Raw genomic sequence first — 23032 nt, forward strand, 5'->3', positions numbered from 1 at the left:
GTCACAGCTCCTTGCGGATATCGACGATGCGCAGGATGCCCGCGACCATCAGAAGAACGAGGATGAGCAGGATGACGGCATTTGCGGCCGCCGCGGGATATTGCAGCAGCGACATCTGGTTCTTCATCATCAGTGCCACCGACGCGCTCTGCCCGCCGGACATCACCTGAACCGTGGAGAAATCGGCCATGACAAGCGTCACGACAAAGATGCTGCCGATCGCCATGCCAGGTTTGGCAAGCGGAATGATAACGTTCCAGAGGGTCTGCCAGCCAGTGGCCCCGGCATCGCGCGCCGCTTCGATCAGCGATTTGTCGATGCGCATCAGCGTGTTGAAGATGGGTGTGACCATGAAAAGCGTATAAAGATGCACCATGGCCAGCACCACGGCAAAATCCGAATAGAGCAGCCATTCGATTGGCGCAGGTACGATGCCGGCGCTGACCAGCGCGCTGTTGACCAGACCGTTGCGCCCGAGAACGGGAATCCAGGAAATCATGCGGATGATGTTCGACGTCAGGAAAGGCACGGTGCAGACGAGGAACAGAACCATCTGCATGGTGGTGGTGCGGATATGAAAAGCGAGGAAATAAGCGACCCAGAAACCGCAGAACAGCGTGATCGCCCAGACGATGGCGGCGAATTTCAGCGTGTTGATATATGTTTGCCACGTGACCCAGGAACCAAGCGTCTCGGTATAGTTGAAGGTCACGAAACCCGGATACATCTGGGCAAAATCATAATCCCAGAAACTGACGACGGCGATCATGACGATCGGTAAAAGCAGGAAAAAGCCGAGGATCAGGAAAAGCGGTGTGGCCTGAATATAGGACACAAGCTTCTGCGGCAGGGCGAAGCTGCGGGACGGCTTGTCCTTTTTTTCGCTCACGCCGATGAATCTGACTGTCACCAAGGCTTTTCTCCTGCTGGCTGCCTGTGAAAGAGAGGCCGCGTCGGCGCGGCCTCATGTCTGCGAAAGGTGAGAAGATCAGGCCGCGATGAACTCGTTCCAGCGACGAACCATGTAGCGGTCCTCGTCCATGACGGAGTTCCAGCAGGCGACCTTGCCCATGCGCTCCTGGAACGAACCGCCGTCGCGCACTGCACCGGCCTTTTCCATGACCTTGCCATCAGGCGCGATGATATCGCCCTGCGCGGGCTTGCCTTCGACCCAGTAACCCCACTCGTCGGCCGACATATGTTCCTTGGCCGTATCCATGGCGGCGGAGTAATAGCCCTGACGATTGAGGTAGGCGCCGACCCAGCCGGACGTGTACCAGTTGATATACTCGTAAGCCGCATCCAGCTTGGCACCGGAGAGGTGCTTGGCAAGGCCAAGGCCGCCGCCCCACGAGCGATAACCTTCCTTGAGCGGCTGGTATTTGCAGGCGATGCCCTTGGAGCGAACGGCGGCGACGGCGGGCGACCACATGGACTGGATCACGACTTCACCCGACGCCATGAGGTTGACGCTTTCATCGAAGCTCTTCCAGAAGGCACGGAACTGGCCGTCCTTCTTGGCCTTGATGAGGAAGTCGATGGTCTTGTCGATCTCCTCCTTCGTCATGTTGCCCTTGTCGGCATATTTGATGTTGCCCATGGCTTCCATGATCATCGCCGCATCCATGATGCCGATGGAGGGGATGTTGAGGATAGAGGCCTTGCCCTTGAACTTGGGGTCCATGATATCGGCCCAGCTGGTGATATCGCGGCCGACGAGATCGGGGCGAATGCCGAGCGTATCGGCATTGTAGATGGTCGGAACCATGGTGAAATAATCGGTTTCGCTTTTCGCAAACTTCTTGTCGCCGGGCTTTTCGACGAAACCGACCGTGTGCGGGGCGGTACCCTGGGCCACGACGCTATCGGGCGTCAGCTTGCCGTTTTTGAACAGCGGAACGATCTTGTCGTAATATTTCAGCTTCTTGATTTCCATCGGCTGAATGACACCCGCCGGGTAGACCTTCTTCAGGATCCAGTATTCGATGTCGGCGATATCGTAGGAGTTCGGCTGGGTCACGGCGCGCTGCGCGGCCGCATCCGAATCCGTCGCCGTCATCTCCAGCGTGATACCGAGATCAGCCTTGCACTTTTCGGCAATCGCATTGAGGTTCGAAACACCCGTGCCGAACTGGCGGATCGTGATCGGGTTCTGCGCCCATATGGTCGGGAAACCGGTGACAAGGCCGGAGCCGATGGCCGCGCCTGTTGCCGCGGCACCTGCCTTTAGAAGGCCGCGGCGGGACAGGCCCTTGTTGCTGTTGGAGTTGTCGGTCATTTAAAGTTCTCCTCTGGTTATTTTTGGGGTCACTTCTCTACCCGGCCGAGCACGATGGCATCGGCCGCATTCCATGAAAGCGGTATGGCGTCGCCGGTCTTTACCGGCTTTTCGAAGAAGGCGACGTCGCTGAGGATGGCGTTGAAATCCTCAATGCCCGCGCCGGTCACGGCGATCTTCACGCTTGCACCGCGATATTCGACATTCGAGACGATGCCGGTAAAACCGAAACCGGGTTGATCCGCCTCGCCGACGCGCACACGGTCGGTACGAACGGCGATATCGACCGCGCCGTCATCCGGGGCAACGCCGCCCGCCGTGAAGGTGCCGCCGCCTGCAACCTCCAGCGTGACGAGATCGCCGTTCTTTTCCTTGAACCGGCCGGAAATGACATTGTGATCGCCCATGAAGCGGGCGACGAAAGCGGTGGCCGGGCGCTCAAACAACTCGCGCGGTGTCGCTGCCTGCTCGATGCGGCCGTCATTCATGACGACGATGACGTCGGCCAGCGCCATTGCCTCTTCCTGACTGTGTGTGACGTGAACAAAGGTGATGCCGAGCGAGGTTTGCAGCTTCTTCAGCTCGGCCCGCATACGGATCTTGAGGAAAGGATCGAGTGCCGAAAGCGGCTCATCCAGCAGCAACGCCTCGGGGTCGGTGATAAGCGCGCGAGCCAACGCCACGCGCTGCTGCTGCCCGCCGGAAAGCTGGGCCGGGCGCCGGGTGGCATAGGGTTCGAGCTGCATCAGCCGCAGCATCTCCAGCGCCTTGGCGCGGCGCGCTTCCTTGTCCACCCCCTTCATCTTGAGGCTGAAGGCAACGTTGTCGACGAGATCGAGATGAGGAAACAGCGCATAGGACTGGAACATCATTGCCGTGCCGCGTTTGGCGGGCGGCAGATCGGTGACGACCACATTACCAAGCCTGACATCGCCGCTTGAAATGCTTTCGTGGCCGGCGATCATTCGCAGTGTCGAGGTCTTGCCGCAGCCCGAAGGACCAAGCAGGCAGCAGTAACTTCCTGCCGGTATCTTGAGGCTTATGGCATGCACCGCGGTGGTGTTGCCATAAATCTTGGAAACGGAAGCGATGTCGATTGCTGCGGCTTTGCTCATGAACACTCTCCTGCGACGTCTTTGTCATGCAGGAGCCGTGCCAATCGGCTTTGCCATTGATATAAAAAGGGAATTTCGATGTGCCCACCGGTCCCGTCACCGGCCTGCTCAAATTTACATCGATTGTTTTCGATTTGGTGCGGAAATTGTATGCGATCTGAGCGACCGACAGCGAAACATGAAATCGGGAAAAGAGTGCCATCGAAACGAACTGGCTGACACCACTGGAATGGCGGACATTTTCCCGGCAAACACAACACAAAGGCTACTGCCGACGCACGCACCGCTCCGGTCGCGTGCGTCGGTACTGTGCTTAGATCATGCCAAGGAACTGCTTGAGTTCCGGCGTCTGGGGATTGGCAAAAACATCTTCCGGCGGGCCGATCTCGTGCACGCGGCCCTGATGCATGAAGACGACGCGCGAGCAGACGTCGCGGGCAAACTTCATTTCATGCGTCACCATCAACAGGGTCATGCCTTCCTTTGCCAGTTCGCGCACGACGGCTAGCACCTCAGACACGAGTTCGGGGTCGAGCGCCGAGGTAATCTCGTCACAGAGAAGGGCGATAGGCTGCATGGCAAGGGCGCGGGCAATCGCCACGCGCTGCTGCTGGCCGCCGGACAGTTCATCCGGATAGGCATCGAACTTGTGCGCCAGCCCGACACGCTCCAGCATCCTGCGCGCCGTCACCTCGGCCTCCGGCTTGGTGACCTTTTTCACCACCATCTGCGAAAGCATGACATTGCCGCCGGCCGTCAGATGCGGAAAGAGGTTGAATTGCTGGAAGATCATGCCGACCTTCAGCCGCAATGCCTTCAGATGCAGCTCATCGTCCAGCAACTGCGCACCTGCCACCTGGATCGAGCCGGCGCTGATCGTCTCCAGTCCGTTGATGCAGCGAAGCAGCGTCGATTTTCCAGAGCCGCTTTTGCCGATGATGGCGATCACCTCGCCGGGTTCGACATCCAGATTTATGCCCTTCAGCACCTCATTGTCGCCAAAGCTCTTGTGGACTTCAGTGATTTCGATGAGCGACATTGAGCTTCCTTTCTAGGAACTGGCTGGATTTCGACAGCGGCCAGCAGAGGGCGAAATAGATGAGAGCAACCAGCCCATAGACGGTGAAGGGCTGGAAGGTGGCATTGGTGACGATCGTGCCGGCCTTGGACAGTTCAACGAAACCGATGATGGAGGTGAGTGCTGTGCCCTTGACGACCTGCACGGAAAAACCGACCGTTGGCGGAATGGCGATCTTGAGCGCCTGCGGCAGGATGACGTAACGCATCTGTTGCAGGCGGCCCATGGCAAGGCTGGCGGACGCCTCCCACTGGCCCTTCGCAATCGCCTCAACGCAGCCACGCCAGATTTCCGCAAGGAAGGCAGCGGTCCAGAGGATAAGCGCCACGCCAGCCGCAAGCCAGGCCGGAACATCAACCCCGAGGAGACCGAGGCCGAAAAAAGCGATGAAAAGCTGCATTAGCAGCGGGGTGCCCTGAAAGACTTCGATATAGATGCGGGCAGCGCGGTTCAAAGCCCGGCGCGGGCTGATGCGCAACCACAGAAGCACGATGCCCACCATACCGCCGCCGATGAAGGAAACGAGCGATAGCAACAGCGTCCAGCGGGTGGAGAGCAGCAGGTTGCGCAGAATGTCCCAAAAGGTGAATTCAGTCATCGTGCCGCCCTCCTCGGGAAAAGAAAGCTGCCGAGCGCCAGCATGCCCTGCCGCAACAAGATGGCGAGCAGCAGGTAGATGACAGTTGACAGGATGTAGGCTTCGAAGGCGCGGAACGTGCGCGACTGGATGAAGTTCGCCGCAAAGGTCAGGTCTTCCACCGCAATCTGCGAGACGACGGCCGAGCCGAGCATGACGATCACCACTTGCGAGGAAAGCGCCGGCCAGATGCGTTGCAGCGAAGGTGTGAGCACCACATGGCGAAACGTTTCGAAGCGCGTCATGGCAAGGCTCGCGCCCGCCTCGAACTGGCCCTTCGGCGTCGCCTGAATACCGGCGCGGATGATCTCGCAACTATAGGCGCCCAGATTGACGATCATCGCCAGATTGGCCGCGGTCAGCTCTGTAAGCTTGAAACCAAGTGAAGGCAGGCCAAAGAAGATGAAAAACAACTGGATCAGAAAAGGCGTATTGCGGATGAGCTCCACATAGGTGCCGACGATGGGCTTCAACCATGAAGGTCCGAGCGCCCGGGCCCAGGCGCAGGCGATGCCAAGTGAAACGCCGACCACGCCGCCGACCAGCGTGAGTTGGCTGGTAATGGCGATGCCTTTGGCAATTTGTGGCCAATATTCGCCAAGCCACAGGAAATCAAATTGATAGCTCAAGAAACAGTCCCCTTGCGCCGGTGGAGAAAGGCGTCATCCCGGCGGATCCGGGATGACCATGGCAAACGATGATCAAAGATCTTTCGGCAGATCCTGGCCAAGCCACTTGGTGGCGATCGCATTCAGCGAGCCGTCGGCCTTGGCTGCAGCTACGGTGGCGTTGACCTTTTCCAGTAAGGCCGGCTCGTTCTTGTTGAGGCCGATGTAGCAGGGAGAGTTCTTGATGAGGAACTTCAATTCCGGACGCTTCGGCGGGTTCTTGGCGAGGATGGCGGCTGCAACCACGTTGCCGGTCGCGACAACTTCCACCTGGCCCGAAAGGAAGGCCGAGATGGTGCCGTTATTGTCCTCGTAACGCTTGATGGTGGCGTCCGAAGGCGCGACCTTCGTCAGTTCCAGGTCCTCGACGGCACCGCGCGTGACGGCGATGGTCTTGCCCTTAAGATCTTCGGCCTTGGAGATCGCGACGTCGGCCGGGCCGAAAACGCCGTTGAAGAAAGGCGCGTAAGCATCAGAGAAATCAATAACTTTTTCACGATCTGGATTCTTGCCGAGGCTGGAGATAACGAGATCGACCTTGTTGGTCTGGAGATAGGGAACACGGTTGGCACTGGTGACCGGGACGAGTTCCACCTTCACGCCCAGCTTGTCGGCGATCATCTTGGCCATGTCGATGTCATAACCCTGCGGGGTCATATCAGCAGCAACGCTGCCGAAGGGCGGGAAATCCTGCGGTACGGCCACACGCAGCGTGCCGCGTGCGGTGATGTCGGCAAGGGCATCCGCCTTGGCGGGCGCGGAAAAACCAAAGGCGGCAGCCATGGCGGCGGCAGCGATGAGGGTCCGTCTGAAGATCATATGTCATTCTCCTTGTGTTGATTGTGTTGCATGTGAATTTTATCCGGATCGCCGCCATTCATTTCCGGTAGGGCGAGCGACCGGCGAAGGCCGGCGAGAGGATCGGGGCGTCGAGTGAGGTCGAGGCCGGTTTCCACCTCGTCCAGATGCTCGATGGAAAGCTCCGCCGCCCTCACGAAATCGCCCGCAGCCATCGCGTCGAAGATACGGCAATGCCCCTCATGGGACTGGAGGGCATGAAACTCCGACTGGTAGAGCATGGAGATCAGAATTGTCCGGGCGGTCAGATCGCGTAGCAGCTCGATGAGCACGGCATTGCCGCAAAGCTCGGCGATGCGGATATGAAAATCGCCCATGAGGCAGGTAAGGCGCTGGCGGTCACCTGCGGCTATTGCGACTTTCTCTTCCTCAAGATGCGCGACGAGGACCTTGCGCCCCTCCTCCGACAGCATCCGCATGCTGCGAAGCAATCCGGATTCGATAATCCGCCGCGCCTCATAGATGGTCATCGCCTCCTCGGCGGAGGGCTCGACGACGAACCACCCTCGCCGCGCGCTGACATGGACGATGCCACGTGTTTCCAGCCGCATCATCGCCTCCCGTACCCGCGTACGTGAAACGGAGAAGAGTCCAGCCAGCTGATTTTCGCTGAGCCGCGTGCCCGGCCGGATGCGCGCCGAAAGAATGCCGGAAACGATGGCTTCTTCGATGTTTATCTGACGGTCCTGCTTGGTATGTAAATCTTGCATACAAGACTGAAAGCAAGGCCCGTGCCAGAACAGATATTGTTTTAAAATCAAAATGCCGCGAAAAAGCTCGCGCGTACTCGCTCAAATTTTGAGCAAGAAAATCGACAAACATCAAAAAAAACGCAGAGCTGTGCAAACTTGACGGTATGGCCGTCGCGGTTTCTCTCTAACCGGCTTTGAACCGATCGAATGCCGTCAGATACTTGACCGTGGGATCGGCGTCCCAGCGGTAAATTTCGGTTCGGAGGAAATGCAGCTCTTCCTCGAGCTTTTCCTCCGCCAGTTCCACCCACCAGGATTTGGGCCGGCCATCGGAACCATCAGACCAGCGATAGCCCCGCTTTTTCAGATGATCCTTCATGTCGAACGGGCTGTTCTCCGCGTAAATGCGAACCCGGGAGTGCTGGCTGGCTTCATGGAGTTCCATGAAGGGCGTCCCGCTTTGGCCGGCGCGTACCTGTTCCAGCACCTCCAGCAGAGCAAAACAATCGTCGACTGCTCGATGGCCGTCATGAAAATAGCCGGATTGCCCGATGAGGTAGGCGAGCTTGCTGCCCTCAAAACCCCGACCACTCCAGTCAACCTCAGAGACGGAGCAGGCCCAGGCCTTATTGCGGAAGATCGGCGAGAAGGCCTCGCAAAACGGACGATCGAAGCCGGCATTGTGGGCAATGATCAGATCAGCACCTTCAACCAGGGAGGTCAGCCGGTCGATGTCTATCGTCTGTCCGGCAACCATTTCATCGGTGATACCCGTCAGGCGCGTGATTTCTTCCGGAATGGAAGTGCCCGGCTGTCGCAGACCGCCATAGACCCCGGTGACATCGCCGATCGTGCCCTGATCGTCGAATGTGAAGGTAATGACGCCGATTTCGATGATCTCGTCAGTTCGGTGGTTGAGGCCCGTGGTCTCGGTGTCGAGGATCACGCCCTGACGTGGAAACCCCGGTCGCGGCTGCTCGCATATCGCGCGCGGCTGCAACTTGCGCAGGACGCGGTAATTGCCTGTGGATTCGAGATATCCGACCAAGGCCTCATCATCAGGAACCGATTTCTGCATCGTTTCACGACCACCCGCTTTTCGCCCGCGCTCAGCCTGAGGAAGCCGCACCGTCGCGGAAGCAAAAAAATCCAACTGGGAGGTCATTGTTCTTCTGTCCGCTTTGGCCGGAAATCGATATTGAGTTTTCCAACATATGCGCAGAGGCTCACACTAACAACAGCGGTTGCCGTGATCCACAGAAACCGGGCGGCGTCCGTTTGGCATTGCCCGCATTGGATTCAGAAAAGGGGCGGAATGTTCCGCCCCCTTTCTGCATTACCTTTATCGATCGAAATACCCGTGGTCAGCGTGTGTGGTGAACCGGTTGCAATGCATAGACAGGTGTAGGGAGCCCCTCCATGCGCGCCTTCAACTGCAAGGCGAGATATTGCGAATAATGCCGCGACTGGTGCAGGTTGCCGCCGTGGAACCACAGCGCCTCCTGCTGCGTCGGCTTCCACATGTTGCGCTGCTCGCCTTCCCACGGCCCCGGGTCTTTCGGCGTATCCGAACCGAGACCCCAGACCTTGCCGACCCTGTCTGCCGTTTCCTGATCGATGAGATCGGCGACCCAGCCATTCATCGAACCATATCCCGTCGCATAGACAATGACGTCAGCAGGGATCTCCTTGCCGTCAGCGAGCTTGATCGAATTTTCGGTGATCTCGTCCACCTGACCGGCGGCAAGCTTCACCTTGCCATCGATGATCAGCTGCGAGGCGCCGATATCAATATAATAACCGGAGCCGCGCCGCAGGTACTTCATGAAGAGGCCCGAGCCATCCGCACCCCAGTCTAGCTGGAACCCGGCTTTTTCCAGTGCGGCGTAAAAATCAGCGTCGCGCTCCCTCATCTTGTCGTAAAGCGGGATCTGGAACTCATGCATGATCCGGTAGGGCAGCGACGCGAAGATGAGATCGGCCTTCGCCGTCGTCACCCCATTCGCCAGGGCCTGTTCGGAATAGAGCGCACCGAGCCCTATATCCATCAGCGTATCGGATTTGACGATATGGGTCGTCGAGCGCTGGATCATGGTCACATCGACACCCGCTTCGTGGAGTGCGGCGCAGATATCATGGGCCGAATTGTTGGAACCGATCACGGCGACCTTCTTTCCCTTGTACCCATCCGGCCCCGGATGCTGCGAGGAATGGTGCTGATCGCCGTTGAAGCGCTCGCGCCCCTTGAAATCCGGAATATTAGCCTTGCCGGACATGCCGGTGGCAAAGACCAGTTGCTTTGGCCGGAGCACGACTTCCTCGCCATCGCGATCGACGACGATCGACCATTCCTTCGCCGCCTCGTCCCACTTGGCGGATTTGGCAGTGGAGCGGGTCCAGTAGTTCAGTTCCATCACCTTGGTGTAGAATTCGAGCCAGTCACCGATCTTGTCCTTGGGGGCAAAGACCGGCCAGTTCTTCGGAAAATCGATGTAAGGCAGATGGTCGTACCAGACCGGGTCATGCAGGCAGAGCGACTTGTAGCGCTTGCGCCAGCTGTCACCCGGCCGCTCGTTCTTTTCGAGTATGATCGTCGGCACGCCGAGCTGGCGCAACCGGGCGCCGAGCGCGATGCCGCCCTGTCCACCGCCGATGATGACGGTATAGGGCTGCTTGTCATAACCGAGCGTGCGCGCTTCCTCCTCGCGCTCCTCCATCCAGGTTTTGGCACCAAGGTTCTGGCCGTGCCTTGCGCCGAGCGGGCGGGTGAAGCCCGATTTTTCCTCATGGCCCTTCAGTTCGGAAAGCGCCGTCAGCAGCGTCCATATCTGCCCGTTCCTGAAGCGCACGAGGCCGTAGCCGCGCCCTGTCGCCGCCTCGAAGGTGATCCAGCTTTCAAGCACACCATCCGCCTCCGTCGCCTCCTCGCCGGTAGCGATGCGCCAGTTTGTGGGTCTGGCAGTCGAAAGCTGCGCCTGCAGCATGTCGCGCACCTGATCGCGACCTTCAACGGTCTTGATGTTCCAGGTAAAGGCAACGAGGTCGCGCCAGTAGCAATCCTCGGCAAACAGATTAACGGCATCATCGATGCGGCCAGCTTCGAGTGCTGCCCCGAACGTATCGAGAAGCGCCTGAAGGCGCGTGGTGGGGGTCTTGTCGAGCATGTATTCCTCCTCCTGCTCAATGTGGAAACGGGACGGCTCCTCAACCGCCCCGCACTTCAAATCGGCCTATCGCGACAGGTCGATCAGGATCTTCAGATGCTTGCCGGCCGGGTCGAGCAGCTGGTCGAACCCTTCCGTGACCGCCTCGCTGAGTGAGACGTTTTTGGTAACGATCCGGCTCGCCGGGATCTGGCCGCTGGCAATCAGCCGGGCAACACGCGGCCAGTAGTGAGTCGGATAGGCCCAGGAGCCGCGGATATCGATGTCCTTGAAAGTCACGTCGAACCAGTTCAGCGGGTTTTCGCCGGGGTGGAGGCCGGTCTGCACCACAACGCCCTGCTTGCGCACTGCATCGGCGCAGTTCTTCAGCGCATATTCATTGCCGACGCATTCGATGGCGACATCGCAGCCAACATTGCCTTCGGTCTCGGCGCGGATGACATCGCCCACCTTTTCCGTCTTGGGATTGATCGTGCGCACCTCGCCAAGCGCCGCCCGCGCCAGCGCCAGACGCGTGTCGTTGAGATCGGAAAGAAATATCTGCGAGGCACCGGCCGCCCTGGCCGCCATGGCGACGAGAATGCCGATCGGCCCGGCACCGGTCACAAGCACGCTGCTGCCGGCCGTGACACCGCCACGATCGCAGGCATAAACCGCGACTGCTGTCGGCTCGATGAGGGCCGCTTCCTGATCGGAAAGCGCATCGGGTATCGGCTGGACGTTATAGTCGTTGAGAAGAGCGGCCTGCGCCATGCCGCCGGAATGCCAGGACAGACCGGCGAGAGCGAGATTTGTGCTCAGGTGATAAAGACCGCGATCAGCATAATAGTCGCCATGGCGCGGCATGATGAGCGGCTGGATCGATACCCGGTCGCCGGGCTTTACATGGCTAACGCCCTCGCCTACGGCCTTGACGACACCGCCGAATTCATGACCGAGAATTTGCGGCCCGTGCGCGCCGGTGAAAGGATGCGGCTCCTTCGGCACGAAGATCGGGCCATAGGCATATTCGTGCAGGTCCGTGCCGCAGATGCCGCAGAACTTGTTTTCGACGAGCACCTCACCCGGTCCGGGCTCGGGCGGCATATCCACATCCTCGATGCGTAGGTCCTTGGCGGCGTGAAAGCGCAGTGCTTTCATTGCATTTCCTCCTGTAGTTCTTGCACAGAAGGATCAGCAAGCGGCATGCCAGAATGGCTTGCGCCATATCTTGAAGTATTTTCAATTGGTTACAAATTCAGCTCTGAGGCTCGCCGGCAGAATGCAACAGGTTCCGTGCAACAGGTGTTGCAATGGTCGCACCGGTTCGGACGCAGTCAATTCAGGCGTTTGAGACGGCGGTGAATGGTGGAGCGGTTGACGCCGAGGCTTCGCGCCAGCGCCGAGACGTTGTTGCCGCAGTCCTTCAGCGCCCGGCGCAGATCGTCGTCATCGCGTAATGCATCATCGGTGGAGACTTCGGCAAAGAGGTGTTCAGGCAGGCAACCCGGATCGATCTTGCCGCCATCGGAAAGCGCGGCTGCAACCCGCAGTGCATTGAAAAGTTCGCGCAGATTGCCCGGCCAGTCATGGTCAAGCAGAATTGCCCGTGCCGCCTTATCGATCCTGTAGGTCTCGCCGTTTTCCTTCTCGATGCGGCGGAGAAACTGATCGATCAGCCAGCCGAGATCCTCGCGCTCCCGCAGCGCCGGCAGCGTCACCGTTGCGGCGTTCAGGCGATAATAGAGGTCCTGCCGGAAACGGCCTTCCTTCACCAGCTCGGCAAGATCGCGGTGCGATGCGGACAGTACTCTCAGACGCACCGGCTTGGCTTTCAATGCGCCAACCGGCTGCACCTCGTTTTCCGAAAGCACGCGCAACAGGCGGCTTTGAAGAGAGAGCGGCATGTCGCCAATCTCATCCAGGAACAAAGTGCCGCCACTTGCCTCCTCGATGAGACCGCGCTTGCCCTTCTGGCTGGCGCCGGTGAAGGCACCGGGTGTGTAACCGAACAATTCGGATTCGATCAGATGCTCCGGGATTGCCGCACAATTGACGGCAACGAAATTACCGTCGCTGTTGCAGCTGTCATGGATCGCCCGTGCCAGATATTCCTTGCCGCTGCCCGTCTCACCCTGAATGAGGATGGGAATATCGCGGGCGGCAAGCTTTGCTGCCCGTGCCTGCACCTTTTCCATCGCCGGATCGCCGTTGCTCATGTCCCTCAGCGCTCGCGGCAAGCGTGGCTCAGGCGTGACAGGAGCGCGAATGCTGACGGCGGGCGCGATCGCGCTGGCAAAAAGCACCAGACCGTTGCGGGCGCGCAAAAGCCGCTCGCCATTCGGCCGCCCGCGCATAAAGCGCGGCAGGTCGTCCACATCGATATCGAAGACCGAGGAAATCGGCTGGCCGAGAAAATCGCGGGTGGCAAGGCCGTGCATGTTCATGGAGCGCGCCAGCGCCCCGAAGCCACCATGGGTCATGCCGGTGATACGTCCGCTGCCATCAAGGGCGATCGCCGCATCGGGATCGACGTCAAGAAACTCAGGTGAACGGGCAAGACGCAACACCCAGTCATTGCGGGTGCGGGTCATGAGATTGGCAAGCTCGATGCGCCGCGCGGTGGAGGCAACGAGATGCAGCGCCAGTTGCTGGCTGGCCTTGGCCGTCGGCGAGCGCAGCTGGGAAATGTCGAGCACGGCGGTGAGATCGCCGAGCGTATCGAAGACGGGCGCCGCAGTGCAGGTCAGCCCGATATGGCTGGTATCGAAATGGTCATCCTGATGGATGATCACCGGCTCGCCGGAAACGAGGCAGGCGCCAACAGCGCAGGTGCCGGCCCGGTTTTCCGACCATTCCGAGCCAAGGTAAAGCCCCGCCCTCCGCAACTGGTTGTCGAAGGTCGGGTCGCCCATGAAATCGACGGTAACGCCGCGGGCATCCGACAGCAACAGGACGTAATTCTGCTCGGCAATCTGGTTGAACAGGGCTTCGAGACCGGAGCGGCCGATACGGATGAGCTCCTCGGCCTGCTCGCGATGCTCCCGAAGCTTCAGCTCGGGCACGATATAGGCTTCCTGCGCGATCGTTGGGTCGAGCTTGTAGTCATTGAGGCAGCGCAGCCAGGACTGGATGACCGGCGTATCACGGGGGCTGACCGCGCCCATGCCGACACGTTCGATCTCTCGTATATGCGACAGCGTCGATACCATGCACGCATCCTCCGGCACGAATGGTCGCATATTAGGAGATCGCCCACAATCCACCTCTTACGGTGGTTCGGTCGTTCGAAGCGATGTAACAGTCTCGAATGCGACCGCCTCAGGTGTTTGGGCGATTGATAATGTTCTCGCAATTGGCCGGATTGCCGATGATTTCGCTGGTCTTGATGGTGGAAGCGGGATCCGCGGTGATCTTGATGATGCAGTCGCGGCGATGCTCCTTGATCTTCATGCCTTCCGTTTCCGATATCCGCACCTGCCCGTTCAAGGTGCGGATTTCCCGCTTGTTGGAGAGGCCGGCATAGGTCTCAACATCCACCTTCAGCCAATAGGATTCCGTCGCGCCCTTGTCGATGATCACCTTGTTAGGACGGCCGAGTCTGGCGATAGCCGCATCCAGGGGCTGGCCCACGAGGCTCGCCACCGTTTGCGATGCGTCCGTCTGCCCGGTCGTGGCGCACCCAGAAATGGCGGCCAGCACGCCGACCAGACATCCCGTTTCAAGCCATCTCATTTTCAGTTTTCTTCCCTCACAGAATACCATCAGCCGACACGTTCCGTCGTCAGCGTTGCAATCTAGGCTCGATAATTTTGCTCTGAAAGGAGGTGCGACCCAGATGCTGATCAACTTGTTATGATCGACAGGGTCATACAGGTGTTCTCATCTGTTGCGGAACACGGTGCAGGGAATGCCGGCCTGGCGGATTTCGCCGCAAAGCTCGTTGGCCTGGGCGCGTGTATTGCGGCCGATGCGGGCGGCATAACGCGGGCGCGAACCGAAATTGCCGCCTCGCTGCCGCACGATCAAAGCCCGCTCGGCATTAAGCGGCCCGGATAGTTGGCCAATGGCGCGGGTAAAAAGCCGGTTCGCCACCGCCGGATTATAATGCGCGGCAAGCTGCACGCCCCAGGGCGCCCAGTCGGCCGACGAGATGAGTACAGGATCGTTCATCGTTCGCGTATCGGCCAGACGCAGACAGGCATCGATGAAAGAGCGGGTCTCATCCAATGCCGGGGCCGCCTTTTCCGGCGGGTTGTCCTTCCATTTCTCAACCGGATATCCCGTTATCGCAAACACATAATCCCGGGTTTCCGTCGGCAGCCGACCGGTCGCGATAAAATTCCGCAATCCCGCCTCGCCCGCATTATAAGCTGCGGCGGCGAGACCGAAATTGCCAAACTGCTTATTCAACTCGGACAGATACCGGGAAGAGGCCTCGAGTGCGGCGATTATGTTGAAGCTGTCTTTGAGACCACGCAGCTTTGCGGTTCCAGGCATGAACTGTGCTATGCCTTCCGCGCCCTTCGGGCTGACCGCATTGGCCCGGAACAGGCTTTCCCGCCAGATGAGCCGGGCGAAGTAATCCGGCGGAACGGCGTGGCGCCCGGCCAGAACCTCGATGGCGTGACAGAGGTCGTTATTGTAGCTTTCGACACGGATGCACAATTCCGGCGCGACATCATGGGTGTAGGCGCAGGAGACTTTGCCATCGGCCTTCTCCTCGGCCCCGGTCGTGCCACTGGCAAGCGCCAGCAACCACAGAGCAAGACTCACGCAGCGTGTCGATATCCCCGCCAAGCAAAACTCCCCGCAAATCCCACGCCCGATACGCCGATTATCAGGCATTCTGCAAGATATGCCCAGACCTATGGCTCTTCTTCAATGGAAGCTTCGGTTTGGGCCTTGCCGAGGCTTCCATGCGTCCAGAATAAAGGTCGCATTTCCGCGTCGGCAAGGCCATCTTGTGTGCTTAGAAGTCCTGCCAATCCTCATGTTCGACGGCAACTGCAGCGGAACCGCGCACCGCAAGCGGGCGGGATGCCGGGCGACGCGGAGTGGCAAAGGTAGCCTGCTGCTCGAAGCCGCTCCGCGACGACGATGTCGAGTGCGATGCGTCATCGAACCGGAATTGCCCTAAAAGCTCAAACAACGCTGCCGCTTCCCGTGCAAGGCTGTGGCTGGCAGCCGTCTGCTCCTCAACCATCGCGGCGTTCTGCTGCGTTCCCTGGTCAACGGTGTTGACCGCCTGATTTATCTCGGCGAGCGCGGTCGACTGTTCGCGCGCGGCATCGACGATCGCTACGACATTTGTGTTGATGTCGCGCACCTGTTCCGCGATTTCCTGCAAGGCAGAGCCCGCTTTGGTAACAAGGCCAACGCCGTTTTCAACCTGCGTACCAGACGCGTTGATCAGGCTCTTGATTTCCTTTGCGGCCGTCGCCGAGCGTTGCGCAAGTTCGCGAACTTCCTGCGCGACCACGGCAAAACCCTTGCCTGCTTCGCCTGCGCGGGCAGCTTCCACGCCTGCATTCAGCGCAAGCAGATTGGTCTGAAAGGCAATCTCGTCGATAACGCCGATAATATTCGAAATCTCACGCGACGATTTTTCGATCTGGTCCATGGCACTGATCGCATCGCGCACAACCTGACCTGAATGTTCGGCGTGGTCGCGGGCACGGCCGACGATTTTTCCAGCCTCTTCCGCCCGGCGGCTTGAATCATTGACGGTGGTGGTGATCTCCTCGAGGGCCGCAGCCGTCTCCTCGATAGAGGCGGCCTGCTGTTCCGTACGTCTGGCGAGATCGTCGGCCGCGGATCTTATTTCATTCGACCCCGAAGAAATGGCGCCGGCATTTTCAGAGACCAGCGTCATGGCCTTCTTGAGCTTTTTCGAGGCTGCGTTGAAGTCGGACCGCAATCTTTCAAGCGAGGGGATAAAGGGTTTGTCGATGCTCTGCGAAAGATCACCGTCAGCCAGATTGGTCAGGGACTGCGCGAGCTTTTCGACATTTTCAACACGTCCGGTCACGTCGGTGGCAAATTTGACAACCTTGAACACCTTGCCGGACAAATCGAAGATCGGATTATAGGAGGCCTGAATGAAAACCTTGCGACCGCCCTTGCCAAGCCGCATGAATTCATCCGCCACCAGATCGCCGCCGGCAAGCCTTTTCCAGAATTGCGCATATTGCGGGGACTGTGTGTAGGCGGGTTCGCAGAACATCGAATGATGCCTTCCCTGCACCTCGGCGAGCGAATAGCCGAGCGCCGCCAGAAAATTCTCGTTGGCCGTCAGGACCTCGCCGTTCGGAGAGAACTCGATGATGGCCTGCGCCCGCGACAGGGCGTCGATCTTGCCCGCATCTTCCGCCGCCTTCAGCTTGCGCTCGGTAATATCCGTGGCGATCTTGACCACTTTCACCGGCTTGCCGCGACGATACACCGGATTATAGGAGGCCTCGATCCAGACTTCCCTGCCACCCTTGCCAATGCGCTTGTACTGCCGCTGATCGAACTGGCCGGCCGAAAGCTTTGACCAGAAGGCCTTGTAGTCCTGCGATGACACGACTTCAGGTTCAACGAACATGCTGTGATGTCTGCCGACTATTTCCGCCAGCTCGTAACCGAGCGCACGACAGAAATTCTCGTTGGCGGCGAGAATCTTTCCGGCCATATCAAATTCGATGATGGCTTGAGATTTGGAGAGCGCGGCAAGAACCGCGAAAGCATTGGCACCACGATCAAGAAAACTCACGCGCGATCCTCCGATGGCAGCTGGACGGTTTCTACTGAAAATCGTTCACCAACAATATGATTACATTATTAAATAATATTTAAGGATAATCTTGACGTTGATCACGCGAGTTGATGGTACGGGCGAAATTTGGGCAATACGCGTCTTCCTGCCGCAAAAATCTGCATATTAGGTCAAGCACGCGCTTCACGTTACAAAGAGACATTGTTTCATATTTATTCTTCAGAACGGGCGCGGCTGGGCCCGGCATATGATGCCTATCGCCGAAGGGTGAGGAGCTGGATTTAAATATCCATGCGCGTCGTGTTTGATCATCGCGCCGGCACCGTCATGACGCACAACCCTTATTCCTTTGCAAAATTGCACCTTCCCGCCTCCTTTCGGAACGATCGGCGCATGGCGACATTGTTTACCGAATGGGGCTTTCTTTTGGGAGGAACACGCCGTGAAGAAGAACATGATCTGCATCTGGTACGATAGGGATGCCGAGGCCGCAGCCAGATTTTATGCCGAGACCTTTCCCGACAGTACCGTCAATTCCGTCTATCGGGCGCCGGGCGATTACCCCTCCGGCAAGGAGGGGGACGTGCTGATGGTGGAATTCACGGTGGCAGGCGTCTCCTGTATCGGCCTCAACGGTGGGCCGACATTCAAGCACACCGAGGCTTTCTCGTTCCAGATTTCGACTGAGGATCAGGAAGAGACGGACCGATACTGGAATGCCATCGTCGGCAACGGCGGAGAAGAAAGTGCCTGCGGCTGGTGCAAGGACCGATGGGGCATCTCCTGGCAGATCACCCCGCGGGTGCTGATGGAAGCAATGTCCGCCGGCTGCGCCGAGGCCAAACGTGCCTTCGCGGCAATGATGGATATGAAGAAAATCGACGTCGCCACCATCGAGGCGGCACGTCGGGGTTGATGCTAACAAGTCATTCAGCGACAAGTAGCGAAGAAAGACATTTCAAGTAAAGAACTGAAAAGCAACGGAAAATCAGATAAAACCCGTTTATCTGATTTTCCCTGGACGCCTATGCGCGCCTGTACCTTCACTCATCACAAAACGTTCAACAAAGTGTAAGCGATCCGTCAAAGACGGCTGCTAGCAGAGCCCGTGGCTTCGTGTTGGGGACGTGACGTCCTCGCCGGTCATGCCATTACTCCATCAACGGGGCTCAACTTATGAAATCTTCCGCTCTGACCTCTTTCGTGGCAGGCGTTGCCATTGCCGCCGCCTTCGGCGCCACGGCTGCCCACGCAGAAAAGACCAAATTCGAATTCTGGCACGGCCTTTCCGGCGATCTCGGCGACCGCGTTCAGGAAACCTGCAAGAAGTTCAACGACTCCCAGGCTGAATTCGAAATCGTCTGCACGTCGCAGAACGACTACGACGCCACGCTGCAGAACACCATTGCCGCCTACCGCGCCAAGAAGCAGCCCGCCATTACCCAGATCTACGATGCCGGCACGCTGGACATGATGTTGTCCAAGGCTTTCGTTCCCGCCAAGAAGCTGATGGCCGACAACGGCTACAAGATCGACTGGAACAACTATTTCCCCGGCATTGCCAATTATTATGCAACGGCTGACGGCGAGCTGAACTCCTTCCCCTATAATTCCTCCACCGCGGTCTTCTATTACAATGTCACCGCTTTCGAAAAAGCCGGCATCACCTTCAAGCCAGACACATGGGAACAGGTTGAAGAAGCCGCCCGGAAGCTCAAGACGGCCGGTTTCGAATGCCCGCTGGCCTTTAATTTCGACACCTGGATGCTGATGGAACAGTTCTCTGCCATCCACAACCAGCCAATCGCCACCAAGGGCAACGGTTATCAGGGCCTCGACGCCGAACTGACGATCAACAAGACGAAGTTCGTTGATCAGGTCAAATTCTTCAAGAAAATGCAGGACGAGAAGCTGTTCGTCGTCAAGACCAAGCAGCTCGGCATGGACATCCTGCCCGCTTTCACCTCGCAGACCTGCCAGATGTTCATGTCCTCGATTGCGGGCCACGGGACCGTCGGCAAGACCATGCCTGAGGGCGTGAAGTGGGACGTCGCCATGCTGCCGATCTGGAAGGGCACCGAGCGCCACAACTCGCTGGTTGGCGGCGCTTCGCTCTGGGTCATGGCTGGTCGTCCGGAAGCTGAATACAAGGGTGCGGCCGCATTCCTGAACTTCATCGCGCAGCCTGATATGGTTGAGTGGTGGTCGACCGTTACCGGCTACATCCCGGTCACCAAGACCGGCTTCGACGCCATGAAGGCCAACGGCTTCTACGACAAGGCGCCCTACAAGGGCCGTGAAAAGGCAATCGAAAGCCTCACGTTTACGCCGCCGTCCGAATATACCCGCGGCATCCGCCTCGGCGGCTTCACGCAGATCCGCAAGGAAGTCTCGACCTCGCTCGAAGCCATCTTCATGCAGAACGCCGATATTCAGACCGAACTCGACAAGGCTGTCGAGCGCTCGAATGCCGGCCTGCGCCGCTTCGAAAAGACCTATGCCGGCGCCAAGCTGAACTAAGCGGTCCTTTTCGCCTGGGTTTGCCCGTCTCCGCGCGGGCAAACCCTTAATGCCATTTTCTGTTTCGGATATTTCATGGAAAAGCGCGCCGTTTTCAAAAGCACATGGTTGCCGCTGCTGTTCGCATTGCCGCAGCTGGCACTGATCCTCCTGTTCTTCTACTGGCCCGTGGCGGCGGTGATCAACTGGGCCTTCACCCTCCAGCCGCCCTTCGGCGGCGCGGCAGAATTCGTTGGTTTCGCCAATTTCCAGGAAGTCTTCTCTGATCCATTCTACTGGCATTCCGTTACCGTCAGCCTGATCTTCGCGACCGTCGGCCCCTTCGTCGCCATCCTCATCGGCCTCACCCTGGCGCTCTCCGTCGACCGCCAGCTTCCCGGCTCCGGATTTTTCCGGGTTCTGTATATCCTGCCCTTCGCCATCGCAGGTCCCGCCGCAGGCATGGCCTTCCGCTTCATCCTGTCGCCGGAACGCGGGTTGGCCGCTTCACTCAACGCCGCCTGGCCAGATATCTGGAACCCGGCGAAATACGGCGAACATGCACTGGCGCTCGTCATCGCCATCTTTATCTGGAAATGGGCGGGCTACACCTTCATCTTCCTGTTTGCCGGCCTGCAATCCGTGCCCCGTTCGCTGACGGAAGCTGCGGCGATGGATGGCTCCGGCCCGATCCGCCGCGCCATAGACATTCAGGTGCCGTTGCTCGCACCCACGCTGTTCTTCCTGATGGTGACGATGATGACCGAGGGTTTCGTCGGCCAGGACACGTTCGGCATCGTGCATTCGCTGACGGCGGGCGGCCCCAACCGCGCCACCGATGTGATGGTTTACCGCATCGTCACCGAGGCCTTCGAAGGGCTGAACTATTCCGGCGCCTCGGCACAAACCATCGTCCTCATCGGCCTCATCATGGTCTTCACCTTCATCCAGTTCCGCTTCATCGAGCGGCGCGTCCATTACAAGTGAGGCCTGAGAGATGATACAGCGCACGCCCTACGCCGACGCCTTTACCTACGTGGTCATGGTCGCGGGACTTCTGCTTCTTATCGGCCCCTTCATCGTGGTATTGGCAGGCGCCAGCCAGACGGTGCAGCAGGTGAACCACACGCCCTTCAGCTTCATGCCGCAGGGCGAGCTTTTCAAAAATCTCAGCACCGCCTGGAACCGCGCCAATCTGGGCAACGCCATGTTCAACAGCCTAGTGATGGCCTCGCTCGTCACAGCGGGCAAGGTAGCCCTTTCCGCTCTGACCGCCTTCGCCATCGTGTTTTTCCGCTCGCCGCTGAAACACCTGTTTTTCTGGTCCGTCTTCATCACGCTGATGCTGCCGCTCGAAATTCGCGCCGTTCCGACCTATGCCGTGGCAGCGGATGTGTTCCAGCCGTTCCGTTACCTTATAGCGCTGGTGAGCGGTGTCGAAGTCAACATCGAATGGAACCTGCTGAATTCCTATGCGGGCCTGTCGCTGCCGCTTGTCGCCACGGCCACCGGCACCTTTCTCTACCGGCAGTTTTTCATGACCCTGCCTGATGAACTTGCGGAGGCGGCGCGCATGGATGGCTCCGGCCCCGTGCGTTTCTTTTTCGACGTGCTGCTGCCGCTCTCGCGCACCAACATGCTGGCCCTCACCACCATTCTCTTCGTGTCCTCGTGGAACCAGTATCTGTGGCCGCTGCTGATGGTCACCGATCCCTCCTACAAGACGGTGATGATGTCGTTGCGTGCCCTTTTGCCTTCGGAGGACGGCACGCCGGACTGGAACGTCACGCTTGCCGGTTCCCTCATCATCATCATGCCGCCGCTTCTCGTCGTGGCGTTCCTGCAACGCTGGTTCGTGCGCGGTCTCGTGTCATCCGACAAGTGACGACGCGACGCTTGGCTCTCAACAACAAGGTTCTTAATATCATGGCTCAGATCGATATTCGGCAGGTCCGCAAATCCTATGGCAAGACCCCGACCCTGCACGGCGTGGATCTCACTTTCGAAACCGGGGAATTCGTCGTCATCCTCGGCCCCTCGGGCTGCGGCAAGTCCACACTTCTGCGAATGATCGCTGGGCTGGAGGATATCACGTCAGGTGAAATCGCCATTGGCGGGCGCGTCGTCAACACGCTGGAGCCGCGCGAGCGCGGTTGCGCCATGGTGTTCCAGAACTACGCGCTTTATCCGCATATGACGGTATCAGGCAATATCGGTTATGCGCTGAAGGTCGCAGGCGTTCCCAAGGCTGAGCGCCTGCGCCGCATCGAGGAAACGGCCAAGATCGTTGGCCTTTCCGACTATCTCGAACGCAAGCCTGCCGCCCTTTCCGGTGGCCAGCGCCAGCGCGTGGCCATGGCCCGCGCAATCATCCGCGAACCGCAGGTATTCCTGTTCGATGAACCGCTGTCCAACCTCGATGCAAAGCTGCGTGTGACGATGCGCGCCGAAATCCGCAAACTGCACCAGCGCCTGTCGGCCACCTCCGTCTTCGTCACCCATGATCAGGTGGAAGCCATGACGCTGGCCGACCGGCTGGTGGTGATGAACAAGGGCAATGTGGAGCAGGTCGGTCATCCGCTCGATATCTATCACCGCCCCGCGAGCACCTTCGTAGCCTCCTTCATCGGCTCACCGGCGATGAACCTTTTCAACACGCGGGTGGAGGTCGAATCTCCATCCGTCATGCTGGGCGGCCAGCCGGTGAAACTCTTCCCCGAGACCGCGCTGGAGCTGCGCGGGCGCGACGTGACAGTCGGCATTCGCCCTGAACAATGCCTGGTCAGCATCGAGGGTGCGGGCGTGCCCGCAACCGTGGACTTTGTAGAAGAGCTGGGTTCCGGCCGCATCGTACATGCGGAAATCGCCGGCGAAACTTTCTCCGCAGCCATAGGCGAAGATCTGTTGGTCAAACCCGGCCAGCGCATCCACTTCGAACTGCCTTCGGCCCACCTCCACTTTTTCGATCCGGCCACCGGCAAGCGCATCGAAACGGAGGGTGCCATTGAGACAACCCGCATCGGCAACGAAAAGCTGCTGGCAGTTTGATGGCGGACGTTTGAGCACGGATCAGTCCGGCGCGGTTTGGGGGTGTCCCAACCACGCCGGATTTCCAAACGACGTTTTCGATCTCGAACTGCGATTTCGAAATCATCCAATAGATTAGCTATATCGACCAATATTCTGAATTTACGACATTTTCTCATTAGAATCACTGCGCGAAATACGTCGAAATTTGCTTGGCGATCACCATGTGAAGCACATCGCTTGCCGGATATTACGTCAATACGATGAGGCAAACCCG

The 23032-nt window shown here is 58.8% G+C and carries 21 protein-coding genes; 6 read left to right on the forward strand and 15 right to left on the reverse strand.

Annotation, left to right across the window (positions count from 1 at the left end; translation table 11 throughout):
- Position 1: 1 nt before the first annotated feature.
- From GH784_RS06135 to GH784_RS06205, 15 genes are all read right to left on the reverse strand, one after another.
- Positions 2-913: an ABC transporter permease gene (locus tag GH784_RS06135; protein ID WP_019566429.1), complete on the reverse strand. Its 912-nt coding sequence runs from the start codon at positions 911-913 to the stop codon at positions 2-4.
- A 75-nt stretch (positions 914-988) separates the two neighbouring features.
- Complete coding sequence (locus GH784_RS06140; RefSeq protein WP_003517786.1) at positions 989-2278, reverse strand: ABC transporter substrate-binding protein; 1290 nt, start codon at positions 2276-2278, stop codon at positions 989-991.
- Positions 2279-2307: 29 nt separating this feature from the next.
- Positions 2308-3393 (reverse strand): ABC transporter ATP-binding protein, encoded by a 1086-nt coding sequence (locus GH784_RS06145; RefSeq protein WP_019566430.1) that lies wholly within the window; start codon positions 3391-3393, stop codon positions 2308-2310.
- A gap of 313 nt (positions 3394-3706) precedes the next feature.
- Positions 3707-4432: an amino acid ABC transporter ATP-binding protein gene (locus GH784_RS06150; protein ID WP_019566431.1), complete on the reverse strand. Its 726-nt coding sequence runs from the start codon at positions 4430-4432 to the stop codon at positions 3707-3709.
- The gene (locus tag GH784_RS06155) at positions 4410-5069 is read right to left on the reverse strand and encodes an amino acid ABC transporter permease (RefSeq protein WP_019566432.1); all 660 of its coding nucleotides are present in this window, start codon (positions 5067-5069) and stop codon (positions 4410-4412) included. Before GH784_RS06155 ends, GH784_RS06150 begins: the two co-directional genes overlap by 23 nt.
- Entirely contained in the window at positions 5066-5737 is a 672-nt protein-coding gene (locus tag GH784_RS06160; protein ID WP_003517793.1) for an amino acid ABC transporter permease, read from the reverse strand. The genes GH784_RS06155 and GH784_RS06160 overlap by 4 nt, the downstream gene beginning before the upstream one ends.
- 72 nt (positions 5738-5809) lie before the next feature.
- Positions 5810-6595: a transporter substrate-binding domain-containing protein gene (locus GH784_RS06165; RefSeq protein ID WP_019566433.1), complete on the reverse strand. Its 786-nt coding sequence runs from the start codon at positions 6593-6595 to the stop codon at positions 5810-5812.
- Complete coding sequence (locus GH784_RS06170) at positions 6592-7344, reverse strand: GntR family transcriptional regulator (protein ID WP_003517798.1); 753 nt, start codon at positions 7342-7344, stop codon at positions 6592-6594. Before GH784_RS06170 ends, GH784_RS06165 begins: the two co-directional genes overlap by 4 nt.
- A gap of 166 nt (positions 7345-7510) precedes the next feature.
- Entirely contained in the window at positions 7511-8491 is a 981-nt protein-coding gene (locus tag GH784_RS06175) for a 3'-5' exonuclease (protein ID WP_019566434.1), read from the reverse strand.
- A gap of 199 nt (positions 8492-8690) precedes the next feature.
- On the reverse strand, positions 8691-10490 hold the full coding sequence (locus GH784_RS06180; protein ID WP_153793276.1) for an NAD(P)/FAD-dependent oxidoreductase: 1800 nt from the start codon (positions 10488-10490) through the stop codon (positions 8691-8693).
- Between the two features lie 66 nt (positions 10491-10556).
- Positions 10557-11630, reverse strand: a complete 1074-nt coding sequence (locus GH784_RS06185; protein ID WP_013761375.1) for a 2,3-butanediol dehydrogenase — start codon at positions 11628-11630, stop codon at positions 10557-10559.
- Positions 11631-11806: 176 nt separating this feature from the next.
- On the reverse strand, positions 11807-13681 hold the full coding sequence (locus tag GH784_RS06190) for a sigma-54-dependent Fis family transcriptional regulator (RefSeq protein ID WP_112523272.1): 1875 nt from the start codon (positions 13679-13681) through the stop codon (positions 11807-11809).
- 109 nt (positions 13682-13790) lie between these two features.
- Positions 13791-14204: a hypothetical protein gene (locus GH784_RS06195; RefSeq protein ID WP_019566437.1), complete on the reverse strand. Its 414-nt coding sequence runs from the start codon at positions 14202-14204 to the stop codon at positions 13791-13793.
- 147 nt (positions 14205-14351) lie between these two features.
- Positions 14352-15245, reverse strand: coding sequence for a lytic transglycosylase domain-containing protein (locus GH784_RS06200; RefSeq protein ID WP_323131468.1), 894 nt, complete (start codon positions 15243-15245; stop codon positions 14352-14354).
- 196 nt (positions 15246-15441) lie between these two features.
- Entirely contained in the window at positions 15442-17226 is a 1785-nt protein-coding gene (locus GH784_RS06205) for a methyl-accepting chemotaxis protein (RefSeq protein WP_003517811.1), read from the reverse strand.
- A gap of 294 nt (positions 17227-17520) precedes the next feature.
- On the opposite strand from GH784_RS06205, the gene GH784_RS06210 reads away from it, so the two are divergent.
- The 6 genes from GH784_RS06210 to GH784_RS06235 all read left to right on the forward strand — a co-directional run bounded on the left by GH784_RS06210 (position 17521) and on the right by GH784_RS06235 (position 22776).
- A complete protein-coding gene (locus GH784_RS06210; RefSeq protein WP_076844795.1) occupies positions 17521-17706 on the forward strand; it encodes a hypothetical protein in 186 nt (61 codons plus the stop codon).
- Positions 17672-18145 carry a VOC family protein gene (locus GH784_RS06215; RefSeq protein WP_323131469.1) on the forward strand — a complete coding sequence of 158 codons (474 nt, stop codon included), beginning with the start codon at positions 17672-17674 and terminating at the stop codon, positions 18143-18145. The genes GH784_RS06210 and GH784_RS06215 overlap by 35 nt, the downstream gene beginning before the upstream one ends.
- Positions 18146-18405: 260 nt before the next feature.
- Positions 18406-19749: an extracellular solute-binding protein gene (locus GH784_RS06220; RefSeq protein WP_003517816.1), complete on the forward strand. Its 1344-nt coding sequence runs from the start codon at positions 18406-18408 to the stop codon at positions 19747-19749.
- A gap of 75 nt (positions 19750-19824) precedes the next feature.
- Positions 19825-20715, forward strand: a complete 891-nt coding sequence (locus GH784_RS06225) for a carbohydrate ABC transporter permease (RefSeq protein WP_003517818.1) — start codon at positions 19825-19827, stop codon at positions 20713-20715.
- A gap of 10 nt (positions 20716-20725) precedes the next feature.
- On the forward strand, positions 20726-21613 hold the full coding sequence (locus GH784_RS06230) for an ABC transporter permease subunit (protein WP_003517820.1): 888 nt from the start codon (positions 20726-20728) through the stop codon (positions 21611-21613).
- Positions 21614-21654: 41 nt separating this feature from the next.
- Positions 21655-22776 (forward strand): sn-glycerol-3-phosphate import ATP-binding protein UgpC, encoded by a 1122-nt coding sequence (locus tag GH784_RS06235; RefSeq protein ID WP_111828467.1) that lies wholly within the window; start codon positions 21655-21657, stop codon positions 22774-22776.
- The last annotated feature ends 256 nt before the right edge of the window (positions 22777-23032 follow it).

The organism is Agrobacterium tumefaciens (assembly GCF_009649785.1).
GTDB classification, from domain to species: domain Bacteria; phylum Pseudomonadota; class Alphaproteobacteria; order Rhizobiales; family Rhizobiaceae; genus Agrobacterium; species Agrobacterium tumefaciens.